Here is a 14,302-nt window from a genome sequence, read left to right as displayed (position 1 = left end):
TAACTTTTTTAGATTCTGCCAATTCCTTTTTATTATTATGTAGCTCTATTGCTTTCTCTATAAGTTGCTTTAGCTGTTCATAATGCAGTCCTAATAACCGTTGTGATTCTTCAGGATTATTATGAATGTACTCAACTATGTTGCTCATAATCTCAGGGTAGATGCACGATTTTACCTTGTTATACCATAATTTGATTCTTTTTCGGAGATGTCTAATGCCGAATAGAAATTGGGATTTAACTTATAGGACATTCCCAAAAAAGTAAAGTGATATCATATCTGCTTGAATACCCATCAAAACCACACCACAACATCAGAAATGCAATACCTTCGGTAAGCTTCGCTAACGCACTCCACAAACCACAACATCGGAAAAGTCTTTATTTATAAACATCTCCTCTTGTACCAATTGTGAAAATTTCAACTTCACCAGATTGTGTATTAGCTGTCAAAACTATTCTGATTTTACCAATACGTAATCTATAAAATCCTTCCCACTCTCCCTTCATCTTTTTAATATCAAGTTCTGTAAAGGGAATAATGGCTTGTTCTTCGACAAAAGCTAGAAGTTGAGATATTTTTTCTTGAATCTTCTCAGCATCTTCAAGATTTGCCTTTTCTAAAAACTTAACAGCATTCTTACGAAATTTTATGGCCATGTTTTACCCACTCTGTCATATCAACCAATTCTTCATCTTCATAATCTGATGGTGAACCAAACATTTCATCTAGTTTTTCTTGTTCTTCGTCACTTACATAGGGTATGAGAATTTGACACAATAACATTCTTTCTTCTCGCAAAACTTCGCGGATACTTTCTTTGATTATTGCTTTAAATTCTTCAATTTCCATTATCTTTATCCTTGAGAATACAAGTATTATACCGTTTTTAGTGGAAGCGATCGCACCCACAAACTACAACATCGGAAATGCGATACCTGCGGTAAGCTTCGCTAACGCACCTCACAAACCACACACCGGAAAAGCGATCGCACTCAAACCACAACACCCAAAAGCGATCGCTCTCCACAACCTACACACCAGAAAAGCGATCCCTTATGTAAAACATTAAATTTCAATCTGGCATTTTCACACAATCATCTGTAATAAACTCACTAGCATCAGTTACACAGGGAGGTAAACCAGGAGCTATTACAGGTAAATTTTTTGCTTCTCTATCTGCGACTTCAAAATTTAATTCCAGCAAAAACTTTAATACATCTTTTGTTTTTTCCATACCATAAGCCTCACGAACTGCTTTGTCAAGTTCTTCATGTGCTGTGCGAAGACGGTTTTTTCCTGGTATTTCTAGGGTGCGATAAAGTTCGCGTAAACTCCATTTATTTTCTGTCATAATTTGTTGTCTTAACTCTCGTAATTTAACTGCTGCTGCGGCTACTTTCTTCACCTGTGATAATTTGGGATTTTGAGGAAAAGGAAAAGAATCAAAAACAGTATCAGAAGTATAGCGAAAATCTCTTTTTAAAGTTGAGCATCTTTCATTAAACCATTGCCAATGAATATCAGATTGTAAAATTCCGAAAGAATAATCATCTGATAACGGGAATACTTGCAGAGCATCATTAGGATGTATTGAAGAACTAACAAACTCAAAAATTGGACGTTTAGTTACTCTTGCACAAGCAACATATCTCGGAATGAGAGAAATTTTCTCCAACATTTCCGGCCTTCCTCTCCAAAATCTCCACCAATGACGAAAGTGTGATTGACGTGGACCATTCTCTTTACCAGTTTGTTTTCTCTCATCATTAGCATTCTTTTCTATGGTTGGAAAAACATTTTTCTGAATATGTTCAAATGCTAGGCTATGTTTCATAGCTGAAACAGAATCTTGACAATGATTCATATCAATACAGTAGCGAGATGTAAGACTTTTATAATTCCCTAATAGACTATTGCCTATTAAGTAAGGATGAATTACAGATTGAGAAGATTCATCTTTAGCAATTATTTTCGCTTGTTGTGCAGTGAGTAAAAATCCTTTATGTCCGTGAGTTTGTCCTTGATAGCAAGCTCCTGAGTTGATATTAACTAAAAGTTTTTTTGCTTGAGTAACATCAAGTTTTGCAGATAAAGAAGAGTTAATTTTCTCAAGTTCTACAACTTCCCAAGGACTATCTACATCATCTCCAACTTGAGTATATAATTTCTTTTGACCTGATTCTTCACCTTTGATCCAATTAACAATGGAAACATGAACAACTGCACTACCTGACCAAACTTGAGTAGAAACTGCTTCGGTAATTGTTCCACCATTATTGACTATATAATCTAAACCGCCTTCACGGGAGTAGTTTTGACGGATGGTATTTGTACCAACCAGTCCAGCGCGTCCACCTGTGCTTAATTCATCATGGGTACGACGAAACCAATAAACACAATAATCTGCTCTTCCTGGTACTTCTTGATATTTTTCTCTTAGTTGACTAACATAATCTTCTCCATATTCTTGCTGCATTTTGTTTTTTGATTGATAGGGAGGGTTGCCAATAATTGCATTTGCTTTTACCCAATCACAAAATAAAGCATCATCACAGCGAATATTTTGATCCAAATTATCCAGAGGAAGGGCGCGATCCATTTCTAAAGATAAACTGGTTTGTGCTACATTAAGTAGCTGATTTTCTTCATCTAATGCTAATTTTTTAGCAATCATTAAAGTTACTTTTGCTAGTTCTACAGCAAATGGTTTAATATCTAATCCATAAAATTGGTTTGTTTTTACTAAAGATATTGTACCTATACTAGATGTAGTTCGCAGACTGAAATTATCATGGATTTTGTTTAATAAACTGGCTTCTAATCTCTTGATTTCTCTATAGGCAACATAAAGGAAATTACCACTACCACAGGCTGGATCAAGGACTTTGAAATTAATTAATTCCTGTCTGAGTGCTAGTAATTCATTTAGCTTATTGGCTACATCAATTCTTTGTTGCCAGGGTCTAACAATTGTGGGTAAAACTACTTTTTGAATGTCTGCGGGACTGGTATAATGTGCGCCTAAAGCATGACGTTCTTCTTTGCCCATGCTAGATTCAAATAATGTCCCAAAAATAGCAGGTTCTACTTTTGACCATTTTTCTGACGCTGCTGATGCTAATAAATCGAGTTCGCCCCTAGTTAATGCAATTGGTTCAACTTTAGAGAATAAACCAGCATTAAAATAAGGAACATTTCGATAACGGCTATCTTGAGGTGCAGGACGGTCACTTCCCATTTGATTAAAAAGTCCACCAATTAAATCATAAGAACTGATTTTATTAGTACGACAATCATCTAAAAATTCACTAAATAATCCTCTAGGTAACAAATCAATATCTTCTGCAAATAAGGCAACAACGCACTGAAGAATAAATTTTTGGGCAATGTCTTTTTTTTCTCTTCTTTCCACTAAGCGATTAAAAACTTGAGCAACGTTATCTGCTGCTTTGCGTGTAACGTCAACTAAGTTGTTATTGAATAGCGGTTTACGATTTTCAGGAAATAGGAAGTTTAAGACGGTATAACGATTTGGTAAATCTTCTAATGTGACTTTATCTAATGGTTCTTGTAATTGAATATCAAAGTCATAAATCCAAAATTCATCAAAGTTACAAAGAATTACATATTGTGGACGATGGGGAACTAATTCCAGCCAATATTCAAAGGCTTGTTGATAGTGTCTTTCTAGTTTTTCACCCCATTTTTTCATTTCCATTAGTAACCGAGGTCGCCAAAGTAAATCAGCAAATTTGGTAGACTTTCCTTTAACTTTTACGCGATATTCTAATTCTGCTCCTGCTTCTTTATAACCTTGATGGTTGAATGCTTGAAATAGGCGATCGCAAAATACCTGTGCTTCTCCTTTTTCATCACCCTTCAACTGGCGAGCATATTCAACAAAACTGATAATTTTATTGCGTGTATCTTCCATTTGACTGTCAAAATATAATAAAAATTTACAAGAATATATTATACACTATAATTATATATGTATGTAAAGGATAACTGGGAGAATCGGCATTTTTAACAAAATGTAATAAATGTTTTATTTTTGTTTTATTTTGCTGTATTTTTGATGGTTTATTCACAATCAAATATCACTGTAAAATAACCAATGAGTAACCAGTAACCAATTTAGCAAAAATCATGTATCGCCCTTGACACAAGGTAAAAAATAGGGTAAACAAAACCATAAAACCCAAACAAAAACCCCATTTCCCCAAAAAATCCCAGGGCAAAAATAGGGAACAAAAAAACAAAAGTCCTCAAACAATTGCACCAACAAAAACCCTAAACAACCCCCCTTTACCTTCACGGATAGGCATAGCGAAACCACCACATACAACGTCACCTAATACGTCGTAGGAAACGAAGTCTAAGTCTGTGTAAGCACCGTTTTCTTCCAAGAAGTTAATAGCGGTGATAATACCACGACCTGCACAACCTACACCGGGTTCTGGACCACCAGATTCAACGCACTTAACACCACGGAAACCGGTCAACATTACTTCATGGAGTTCGAGGTCTTCTACAGCACCTCTTTCAGCAGCCAAGTGTAATACTGTGGTTTGAGCCTTAGAGTGAAGCATCAAACGGGTAGAGTCAGCTTTAGGGTCACAACCTACGATGAGAATGCGTTGACCCATTTCAGCCATAGCTGCGAGGGTGTTTTGAGAGGTGGTAGATTTACCGATACCGCCCTTGCCGTAGAATGCTATCTGTCTAATTTTTTCGTCGCTCATTGTTCCTAGTTCCTAGTATTAGTGGTTTACTGGTCTTTTGTTTGTTGGTTTCTCACGCCTTGTATCTACGGCAGTGAGCGTGTAATAGAACGTCGCAGCTTATGGAGGCGATCGCTCTACCAAACATAGATTTTGTGTTGTGTTCATAGTGTTTATTGGGTTGTAAGAATTACTGTTTTGTTAGTTGTCAATTGTCAATTCTCAATTGTCAATTGTGACTAAACTTCTTCAACAATGATGTTTTTGTTAACGCGATCGCGCAATCTCGATTCAATCGCAATCTTCAAAGTTGCAGTGCTACTTGGACATGAACCACAAGCACCTTTCAGAATTACTTTTACCTTATCGCCTTCAATATCGTAAAGTTCAACATCTCCCCCATCGGCGATTAAAACAGGTCGGACTTCTTCATCTAATACTTTTTGAATTAGGGCGATTTTTTGCACATTAGTTAATGGTTTTTGTTGCCCTACTGTGGAAATTTCTTTGTTAGCTGTTGCGCTATTTTTACTGGCGATTTCTTTCTCATACTCTTGCTTAACTTCTTTTATTATATCATCAATCTTCGCTAAACAAGAACCGCATCCGCCACCAGCTTTTACATAATTTGTTACCTGTTCTGCACTGAAAAGGTTATTCTGTCTTACTGCTTTCTTGATCTTAGCATCAGTTATTCCAAAACAGCTACAGATTAGGACACCTTCATCATCGTCATCATGTGCCGCTAAAGGAATACCACGATAGTTATAAATCGCAGCTTCTAAAGCTTCCTGACCCATAACAGAACAGTGCATTTTCGCTTCAGGTAAACCGCCCAAATATGCAGCGATTTCCTTATTTGTTACCTGCAAAGCTGCATCTAAAGTTAGACCTTTAACCATTTCAGTTAAAGCACTAGAAGAAGCGATCGCACTGGTACAACCAAAGGTTTGAAAACGAGCATCAAGAATTTTATCGGTTGCTTCTTCAATTTTCAAATGTAATCTTAAAGCATCACCACAAGCGATACTTCCTACATCACCCACAGAAACCTTTACACCAGGTTCATGATTATCTTCAATTGCGCCTTGGTTTTTGGGTTCGTAAAATAATTCTAATACCTTATCAGTGTAGTCCCACATAGTTAATTTTGGATTTTGGATTTTAGATTTTGGATTGATGATTGGTAATTGGTGATTGGTAATTGGTAATTGGTAATTGAAACAATATATTTGCTATTACCCATTACCTATTACCCATTACCTATTTACTAAAGTTTGCCCATGTTGTTGTAACCAACTTGCATCATCATTTTTGAAGGGAGATAATGCACGTAGTTTTTCAACAATTTCTGGCATGACTGCAATTACTTGATCAATTTCTTCCTCAGTGGTGTAGCGACAAAGACTGAAACGAATTGAACCATGTAAAGTAGTGTAGGGTAAACCCATTGCTCGTAAAACGTGAGATGGTTCAAGAGAACCCGAAGTACAAGCAGAACCAGAGGAAGCACAAATACCATGCTTATTCAAAAGTAACAGAATTGCTTCACCTTCAATATACTTGAAACCGATATTAGAAGTGTTAGGCAATCTATTATTTACATCACCGTTTACTTGACAATCAGGAATCTTAGCAAGTAAACTTTGTTCGAGGCGATCGCACAATTTTCTTTCTCTCTTTGTCGCCTCTTCTAAGTGTAACAGTTCCAGTTCCGCAGCTTTGCCTAAAGCGATAATTCCGGGAACATTTTCTGTACCTGCTCTACGTCCTCTTTCTTGATGTCCACCGATTAAGAAAGGACGGAATCTCACACCACGTTTTACATATAAAGCACCAATACCCTTGGGAGCGTGAATTTTATGACCAGATATGGTTAACATATCAATTGTACTGGTCTTCATATTCAAGGGTACTTTACCTACAGCTTGTACTGCATCAACGTGAAAAATAGCTCCATATTCTTTAACTCTAGCACCAATTTCTTCAATTGGAAAAATTGTGCCAGTTTCATTATTGGCATACATTACTGTTACTAAAGCAGTGTTGCCAGTGAGGGAAGCTTCCAACTCATTCAAGTCTATTTGTCCCTTATTATTAACAGACAAATAAGTAACTTGATAACCTTGAGTTTCTAACTGTTTGCAGACATTTAAAACAGCCGGATGTTCTACCTGGGAAGTGATGATGTGGCGTTTATCTGGTTGAGCTAATAACGCTGCTCTAATAGCTGCATTATCACCTTCAGTACCACAACTTGTAAAGACAATTTCCGATGAATCTTCTGCTCCCAATAAAGCTGCAACATTTTCTCTAGCTACTTTCACATCTTTAGCTAATTGACCGCCAAAAGTGTGCATACTAGAAGGGTTGGCATAGTAGTCCGTCAAGTAAGGTAGCATCGCCTCGACAACTTGAGGATCTACTTTTGTGGTTGCATTATTATCGAGATAGATGCAATTCTTTAACATTTCACTCACTATTTACTTAGTTATGATTTATTACTTATTGGATTTGGGTAATTGGTGATAGGTAATTGGTAATTGGTAATTGCTAAAAACTTCTTTACTGTCACCTGTCACCTGTCACCTGTCACCTGTCACCTAAATCGCTGCTTGTTGTTTTTTCAATTGTTCCGCTAACTTTTGGGAATAAGTGTTATACCAGCGTTCCCAATAATCTTGTTTATTGGTTAATTTTGCAATCACGCGGTTATAAGTAGCAAACCACATTTCCCAATAATCTTTTGATTCTTCTACACAACCACTAGCTGTAGGACAAACTGCTTTACATTGAGGAACTGTGTAAATAGTATTGGCGCAGTTTGTACACTTTTCAGAATCAATTACGTGCTTACCTTCAACTTCTTGAATTGCACCATTAGGACATACAGACACACAAAGATTACAGGAAATACACTGGCTAGTAATTGTGTAAGCCATGATTATTCTCCTTTGAGGTTTTGGGCTGTAGTAATGGGTAAATAGAGAAGGCAAAAGTGAGAAGTAAAAAGAACAGTATTCTTCAAACTTTTGAACGCCAGTTGCTTCAAGTCGGCAGAGCCGCCCAACGCACTGGCTCCTTTTGACTTCCTAAATATTCATTACTATTTCGCCTTTACATACTGCTCGTAAAACTCTAAAGCAACTTTTTCGATTACATCGTAAGCTTCAACAGTCTGTATGCCGGCTGCGTGCAGTTTCTCTTTAGGACAGTTGCCAATTTTGGAAACTAAAACCGCTTTGCAATCAGCAATTGCTTTCATTATATGGTCTGCGGTTGCTTCTTCACCGTATCCACCTTGACAATATTGATCAATTCGCCGATGTCCTGCATAACGAACTTCATTTCCATCAACTTCGTAAACTTGAAATTCCTTCGCGTGTCCGAAGTGTTGGTTAACTAAACCACCGCCTTTAGTGGCAACTGCAACGAGAATTTTTTCCTTAGTAGCTGTTTGTTTTTCAGCCTTAACTTTCTCTTTCGCTAGTTTAATTTCTGCTCTAAATTTCTCAATTCCTTCCTGTACTTCTTGACGTTTTTCTAAGTCATATTCTGGGGACATTTCCAAGAATTTCTCTTTAGTAAATTCCTGGCTGCGGTCTTCTCCTAATAATCCTACCGCATCGGCACGACACTGGCGACAGTGACGCATCATTTTCATGTTACCAGAACATTGATCCTGTACTTCTTTCAGTTCTTTGTTTGTTGGTCCACGTTGACCAGTTAAACCAAAATGTGTACCATGTTCTGGGGCAGAAATTAGCGGCATGATATTGTGCAGGAATGCACCATTCTCACGAATCATTTTGTTAACTTCTACCAAGTGTTGATCATTAATTCCGGGAATCATCACAGAATTAACTTTACACAAAATGTCAGCTTCTTTTAAAGCTTGCAATCCTTCCATCTGCTTTTCTAGCAGAATTTTCGCACCTTCTACACCTCTATAACGTTTGCGTTTATAGTGAACCCAAGAATAAATTTGTGCGCCTATTTCTGGGTCAATGGTGTTAAGGGTGATGGTAACATGATCTATATTTAATTGTTTGATGCGATCGATGTATTCTGGTAGCATCAAACCGTTGGTTGATAAACAAAGCTTAATATCTGGTGCTTTATCTGCAATCAACTCAAAGGTACGAAATGTTTTTTCGGGGTTTGCTAAAGGATCACCAGGTCCAGCAATTCCCAAAACTGTCATTTGGGGAATTTTACTCGCTACAACTAATACTTTATGTGCAGCTTCTTCTGGTGTTAGTAGTTCGCTAACTACTCCCGGACGGCTTTCGTTAGCGCAGTCATACTTGCGGTTACAATAGTTACATTGAATATTGCAAGCAGGAGCAACAGCAACGTGCATCCGTGCATAATGGTGATGCGCTTCTTCGCTGTAACAGGGATGGTTGGCGATGCGTGCTTTGAGTTTTTCGTCCATTTCTGGCGCTGTGTTGCTATCACAACCGCAACCACCAGATTTGGCTTTGAAATTGGGTTCCTGTTCGGAGGAGGTGAGGAGTCCTGTAGCCGGTAGTGTCATTGAATTTCGCAAACGTCGGTGGACTAGATGGCCACTGTGGGAGATGCCGTTGCTCCTTCCAATGCCTATGAACTGAAGTCGCGTTTATACTCTCTTTGCCCCAAGGGTTAATTTGGCAATAATATCAATTTTGGTAATTTATGATAGATTCTAAATTTTGGTGACATTTAATTCAAAATCCCAAATCTAAAATCTAAAATCTAAAATCCAAAATTGATCAGGCAATCAATCCTTGAAGTTTGGCTGGTGTGTGTTAACTTTGGGTTTTGGGTAGACGAGTACAGCCGCGACTTCCTTTCACTTCAGGCATGGTGCTATCTCATCCCTCCACTCACTTTTCGCTGCTGATTTGTTAAGGAGCGTTAAGTGATTGGCGATAAATGATTTATAGCAGCACTTTTCATAAGGCTTTTTGCTATCTCTAGGATAGGATTTATTGGATTTATTATGTTTGTACTCAAAAATATAAATCCTCATCTCTGCAAGGATTACAATAATTAAATAATATTTTTTCGGGTATGGGTGCTAGTATTTTTTAGTTGGGGTACGAGTATTTATGAAGTGGGGTTCAGGATTTCTTTGTACTCATTCAAAACCCAATACCTGTCAGGGTTGGGATAAAATCTTAGTTAATTTTCGCTTACATTTACAATGTACTCAAATCCTGATCTCTTTCTTCTGAAAGTCTTAATATATAAGGAATTTCAGGATTTTAGCTACATTTACAACTCTTTGCCTAAAGTTTTACTAAGTCCGAAAGATGTCTATTATATTCTGTATCTAGAATAGCATTTTTTTTCAGATAAAAATGCAGTTTATATTTTTTTAATTTTTCGGTAAGTATTCAGCTATCAGTCATCAGCTTTCAGCGAGTCGTTTGATTTTAGTGAGAGCATCCCAATTTTGAAAAAATAACCGTAGCAACACCAAAAAATCTCTTAAACTCTCTTACCTTTGTGTCCTTTGCGTCCTTTGCGTCCTTTGCGGTTCAATCATATCAGTCCCTTAGATCATTTTTTCCGTGAGATCAAAATAAACTTACACATTGGATGCTCCCGATTTTAGCTAAAGGCTGTCATCGTTTAATAATACTATAGTCTTAATGCAGATAATTTGCAAGTAATCTTATTTTGTTTAAGGGAGGGAATAGAAATAAGTAATCATTTATCAGTAATCAGTAATCAACTTTCAGATTTAAATATACAGGTTGCTGAAATTATACTTTTTGAAAGTTTTTCATAATTTGTCTAGGTTTCACAGCTTTTTAACAGGGAAATTTACAGACTAATATTTGTGTTTTTTATGATTTTTGCTGATAGCTGAATGCTGATGAATAGGGAATAGGGAATAGGGAATGAAAAATAATCTCAAGTTAGGTGACAGTTGACAGGCAATGGTAAAAATAAATAAGTCTTGCTGAACTTTTGGCAATGACTAAACTGTAATTATGGCAAACAAATATATATATAAGGATGGGAATTTTTATGAAAGCTATGGTGATACGTCGTTATGGTTCTCCTGAAGTCTTGCAATATGAAGAGGTAGAACAACCAAAAATCAAACCTGATCAGCTATTGGTGAAGGTTCACGCTAGTAGTGTTAACCCCATTGACTGGAAAACCCGCAAAGGGATGTTAAGCATTTTGACTGGAAACAAATTTCCCCTGATTCTTGGTTTTGATGTCGCTGGAGAAGTGGTGGCAGTTGGTTCACAGGTGACGCGCTTTAAAGGAGGTGACGCTATTTATGGCAGTACCAGCTTTCCAGGGGGTGCTTATGCAGAGTTCGCTGCCATCCCGGAAAATTTAGCAGTTGCCAAACCCACCAACATGAGTTATGAACAAGCAGCCACCGTCCCATTAGCAGCGTTAACGGCTCTCCAATCTCTGCGAGACTTGGGAAATATCAAATCAGGTCAAAAGGTATTGATTAATGGTGCTTCGGGCGGTGTAGGGGTGTTTGCGGTGCAAATTGCTAAGGCTTTGGGTGCTGAGGTGACTGGTGTTTGCAGTGCTAAAAATTTGGATTTGGTGAGGTCTTTGAACGCAGATTTAGTTATTGACTATACGCAACAAGACTTTACAAAAGGTAATGTGCAGTACGATATTATTTTTGATGCGGTTGCCAAAAAATCATTTTCTGATTGCAGAAAAGTTTTAACGCCCAATGGGGTTTATGTATCAACTTTGCCTATACCGGAGGTCATTTTACAGAGTGTTTTAACAGCGTTTCTTCCTGGTCAAAAGGCGAAAATTGTTTTGGAAAAGCCGAATAGTCAGGATTTGGGTTATTTGAAGGAATTAATTGAGGCTGGGAAGTTACGGACAGTGATTGATCGCACATATCCGTTACAAGAATTAACAGAAGCTCATCGGTATAGTGAGGGTGAAAGGACTGTGGGGAAAATTGCGATCGCAATTACACATTGAGTCAAGTTTCGCGCAAAGAGGCAAAGGAGCAAAGTTGGTTGGTGTATCTTGCAGTAATTTGAAAATTGCACTAAACTTAGTTTATAAACTAAGCTAAAAAACCGTGGAAACTGTAAATATCCATCAAGCTAAAACAAATCTTTCACGTCTGTTATCCCGTGTAGAACTGGGTGAGGAAATTATCATCTCTAACCGGGGTGTTCCTGTGGCCAAGTTAGTTCCTTTTAGTGTGTCATCTAATAGACGTGACAGTTTAGGGCAAGATAAAGGACTTTTTGTAGTACCAGAAGACTTTAATGCACCCTTACCAGATGATATTTTGGCAGCATTTGAGGGTAGTGAAGAGTGAAATTTTTATTGGATACTCAATGTTGGTTATGGTGGTTTGCCCAACCAGAGCGTTTAAATGAAGAGGCGATCGCACAGATAGCTAATGAAAACAACGAACTATGGCTTTCTGTTGCTAGTGTGTGGGAAATGGGGATAAAAGTGGCAATTGGTAAGTTACCATTACCAGCACCACTAGACGGTTACATTTCTAGTCGCATGGTGCGGTTAGGTGCGAAATATCTGGAAATTACAGCTTCTCATGCACTTAGAACAGCTATTTTACCCTTACATCATCGAGATCCTTTTGATCGAATGTTAATAGCTCAGGCACAAATGGAGGACACGACAATTATTACGGCTGATCCAATGTTTAAAGAATATCAAGATACTGCTATTCTTTGGGCTGGTCATAAAAGTTAGGAAAGTTAGAAAATTATATCTAGTACCATTATTGAGTTAACAAATTATGATTACCACCGTTGAGCGTCGTTATAGTTTAGATGAATATCGAGCTATTGAAGAAAAAGCGGAAGGACGTAATGAATATCATGATGGAGAAATTGTACCCATGCCAGGAGGATCATTAAATCATAGCCGTATAGGTCGAAATATTTTGACATATCTTACCTATCTGCTGCGTGATACTCAATTTGAAGCTATTAACAGCGATTTACGGCTATATATTCCTCAACATAACCAGGGAGTATATCCTGATGTTATGGTTTTTGATGGTGAACCACAACTAAATGATAATCGCAAAGATGAGGTTTTAAATCCTATTTTAATTGTGGAAGTATTATCTCCTTCTACAGCAGACTATGATCGTCAAAGTAAGTTTAGAATGTATCGTTCAATTCCTAGTTTTTGTGAATATTTATTAGTTGAACAGGATGAAGTTTTTATAGAAAAATATAGTAAGCAAGATCAAGGTTGGTTATTGGGTGATTTTAATGATTTAGAGAAATCTATTTTTTTAGAGTCTGTGGGTGTAGAATTACCGATTAAAGAAATTTATCGTAGTGTTAGTTTTGGGTGAATAGTTGTGGCCTTTGCATTCGACCCCAGACGGAATGCTATATTATTAGTTGCAGGTGATAAATCAGGTGGAAGTGAAAGTCGTTTTTATAAGCAACTGATCAAAACTGCTGATGCTAGATTTGATGTACATTTAGCTCAACTAAAAAAACAATCAGAAGAAAAGAAAGGATAAAACAATGGGGAAAACTTTAAAGGAAAAATTAGAACAGTTATCACCAGAAAGACGACAAAAAATTGAAGAAGAATCTAAGTTGCTAATTGCTGAAGAAATGGCACGACAACAATTGAGATTAGCACTTAAACTCACTCAGGAACAAATGTCAGAAGTAACTGTTTCTCAAATGGAAAATCGTACTGATTTAATGCTTGCAATTTTGCGAAAGTATATTACTGAGATGGGTGGTGAGTTGCGTCTTGTTGTTGAATTTCCAAACCATCCACCTATTAATATATTAGATATCTCGGAAATTGAAGAATTGGAATCAAAAGCGAGTTAATTTTCATAAAAACTCAAGTTGATTCTTCATATCTTCTGATGCAAGTGTTTCCCAAATTAGAATTAAAGTATTTAATATTTCACCAATTGAACGACGTTTTTGATCACAATATGTAATTCCTGCATGATTTATACCACTACGATGAAGCATGACAAAATCATCATCATGAGTTATCAAGATCCGGTTTTCAGATAAAGCAAAAGTAATTTGTTCTCTATCTGACACACCAATTAATCCTGCTTCTGAAGTTGTAGTCACATTAATTCCTCGACGACGTAAACCTAACGCAATGGCATTACTAACACTTTCATCTAAATGGAACTTAATTTTTTCTGTCATTGCGCTGTTTCAGTTTTTGTTGCAAAATCGAAGGAGTTTGTGCTTGGATTTCTTGGATGAAAGCTTCTGATTCTGATATTTGTTGCCTAATTTCCTCTCGATGATCATGATAATATGCTAACGCTGCATAGACATCGGATAAAGTAATACTAGGATAGTGGTAGAGAATTTCATCAGGTGACATTCCCATTTGTTCATGCCAAATCACAATATCTTGAACTCGAATCCGATGTCCAGCTATCCGGGGTTTTCCTCCACAAATACCAGGAGTGATTTCTATATGTTCTTTGATTATGTTAAGGGACATATCTATGATTTAGAGAATTATGTAAGCCGATTATATCACTATTTTAGTGGAGATGGTAAATGGTGGGTTACTGTGCGTCAATATTATTAGACATC

General features: G+C 37.1%; 15 protein-coding genes and 2 pseudogenes. 7 read left to right on the top strand and 10 right to left on the bottom strand.

Annotated elements, in window-relative coordinates; translation table 11 throughout:
* Window positions 1-380: 380 nt before the first annotated feature.
* Together FFR48_RS09665 and FFR48_RS09660 are read right to left on the bottom strand one after the other, a co-directional pair.
* Complete coding sequence (locus FFR48_RS09665) at window positions 381-659, bottom strand: type II toxin-antitoxin system RelE family toxin (RefSeq protein WP_137667215.1); 279 nt, start codon at window positions 657-659, stop codon at window positions 381-383.
* Window positions 640-852 carry a hypothetical protein gene (locus FFR48_RS09660; RefSeq protein ID WP_137667214.1) on the bottom strand — a complete coding sequence of 71 codons (213 nt, stop codon included), beginning with the start codon at window positions 850-852 and terminating at the stop codon, window positions 640-642. The genes FFR48_RS09665 and FFR48_RS09660 overlap by 20 nt, the downstream gene beginning before the upstream one ends.
* Here FFR48_RS09660 and FFR48_RS09655 point away from each other — a divergent pair.
* Window positions 821-1,072, top strand: a complete 252-nt coding sequence (locus tag FFR48_RS09655) for a hypothetical protein (protein WP_137667213.1) — start codon at window positions 821-823, stop codon at window positions 1,070-1,072. The two genes, FFR48_RS09660 and FFR48_RS09655, sit on opposite strands and share 32 nt — an antisense overlap.
* A 3-nt stretch (window positions 1,073-1,075) precedes the next feature.
* On the opposite strand, the gene FFR48_RS09650 is transcribed toward FFR48_RS09655, so the two are convergent.
* From FFR48_RS09650 to nifB, 6 genes and pseudogenes are all read right to left on the bottom strand, one after another.
* Window positions 1,076-3,937 (bottom strand): class I SAM-dependent DNA methyltransferase, encoded by a 2,862-nt coding sequence (locus tag FFR48_RS09650; protein WP_137667212.1) that lies wholly within the window; start codon window positions 3,935-3,937, stop codon window positions 1,076-1,078.
* Window positions 3,938-4,310: 373 nt separating this feature from the next.
* A pseudogene (locus tag FFR48_RS09645) lies at window positions 4,311-4,748 on the bottom strand (AAA family ATPase); the annotation flags it as partial.
* Window positions 4,749-4,966: 218 nt separating this feature from the next.
* The gene (nifU, locus tag FFR48_RS09640) at window positions 4,967-5,869 is read right to left on the bottom strand and encodes a Fe-S cluster assembly protein NifU (RefSeq protein ID WP_096572699.1); all 903 of its coding nucleotides are present in this window, start codon (window positions 5,867-5,869) and stop codon (window positions 4,967-4,969) included.
* Window positions 5,870-5,986: 117 nt separating this feature from the next.
* Window positions 5,987-7,198 (bottom strand): cysteine desulfurase NifS, encoded by a 1,212-nt coding sequence (nifS, locus tag FFR48_RS09635; protein WP_137667211.1) that lies wholly within the window; start codon window positions 7,196-7,198, stop codon window positions 5,987-5,989.
* A gap of 132 nt (window positions 7,199-7,330) precedes the next feature.
* The gene (locus FFR48_RS09630) at window positions 7,331-7,669 is read right to left on the bottom strand and encodes a 4Fe-4S binding protein (protein WP_137667210.1); all 339 of its coding nucleotides are present in this window, start codon (window positions 7,667-7,669) and stop codon (window positions 7,331-7,333) included.
* 164 nt (window positions 7,670-7,833) lie between these two features.
* Window positions 7,834-9,267 carry a nitrogenase cofactor biosynthesis protein NifB gene (nifB, locus tag FFR48_RS09625; RefSeq protein WP_096568594.1) on the bottom strand — a complete coding sequence of 478 codons (1,434 nt, stop codon included), beginning with the start codon at window positions 9,265-9,267 and terminating at the stop codon, window positions 7,834-7,836.
* A 1,484-nt stretch (window positions 9,268-10,751) separates the two neighbouring features.
* Here nifB and FFR48_RS09620 point away from each other — a divergent pair.
* The 6 genes and pseudogenes from FFR48_RS09620 (at window position 10,752) to FFR48_RS09595 (ending at window position 13,561) form a co-directional block, all read left to right on the top strand.
* Window positions 10,752-11,696 carry an NAD(P)-dependent alcohol dehydrogenase gene (locus tag FFR48_RS09620; RefSeq protein ID WP_137667209.1) on the top strand — a complete coding sequence of 315 codons (945 nt, stop codon included), beginning with the start codon at window positions 10,752-10,754 and terminating at the stop codon, window positions 11,694-11,696.
* A 103-nt stretch (window positions 11,697-11,799) separates the two neighbouring features.
* The gene (locus FFR48_RS09615) at window positions 11,800-12,045 is read left to right on the top strand and encodes a type II toxin-antitoxin system Phd/YefM family antitoxin (RefSeq protein ID WP_096568597.1); all 246 of its coding nucleotides are present in this window, start codon (window positions 11,800-11,802) and stop codon (window positions 12,043-12,045) included.
* Window positions 12,042-12,446 (top strand): type II toxin-antitoxin system VapC family toxin, encoded by a 405-nt coding sequence (locus tag FFR48_RS09610; RefSeq protein WP_137667208.1) that lies wholly within the window; start codon window positions 12,042-12,044, stop codon window positions 12,444-12,446. The genes FFR48_RS09615 and FFR48_RS09610 overlap by 4 nt, the downstream gene beginning before the upstream one ends.
* A 46-nt stretch (window positions 12,447-12,492) precedes the next feature.
* On the top strand, window positions 12,493-13,062 hold the full coding sequence (locus FFR48_RS09605) for a Uma2 family endonuclease (RefSeq protein WP_137667207.1): 570 nt from the start codon (window positions 12,493-12,495) through the stop codon (window positions 13,060-13,062).
* Window positions 13,063-13,068: 6 nt separating this feature from the next.
* Window positions 13,069-13,236 (top strand): annotated as a pseudogene (locus FFR48_RS09600) (type II toxin-antitoxin system RelE/ParE family toxin); the annotation flags it as partial.
* Between the two features lie 4 nt (window positions 13,237-13,240).
* Entirely contained in the window at window positions 13,241-13,561 is a 321-nt protein-coding gene (locus tag FFR48_RS09595) for a transcriptional regulator (RefSeq protein ID WP_137667205.1), read from the top strand.
* A 3-nt stretch (window positions 13,562-13,564) separates the two neighbouring features.
* On the opposite strand, the gene FFR48_RS09590 is transcribed toward FFR48_RS09595, so the two are convergent.
* Both FFR48_RS09590 and FFR48_RS09585 read right to left on the bottom strand, forming a co-directional pair.
* Window positions 13,565-13,900: a DUF5615 family PIN-like protein gene (locus FFR48_RS09590; protein ID WP_096568609.1), complete on the bottom strand. Its 336-nt coding sequence runs from the start codon at window positions 13,898-13,900 to the stop codon at window positions 13,565-13,567.
* Window positions 13,884-14,207: a DUF433 domain-containing protein gene (locus FFR48_RS09585; RefSeq protein WP_096568612.1), complete on the bottom strand. Its 324-nt coding sequence runs from the start codon at window positions 14,205-14,207 to the stop codon at window positions 13,884-13,886. The genes FFR48_RS09590 and FFR48_RS09585 overlap by 17 nt, the downstream gene beginning before the upstream one ends.
* Window positions 14,208-14,302: the final 95 nt, after the last annotated feature.

This window comes from Sphaerospermopsis reniformis (assembly GCF_005402885.1).
Lineage (GTDB): Bacteria > Cyanobacteriota > Cyanobacteriia > Cyanobacteriales > Nostocaceae > Sphaerospermopsis > Sphaerospermopsis kisseleviana.
Note: the sequence above shows the minus strand (reverse complement) of the source record. Positions and strands in the feature narration are given on the sequence as shown.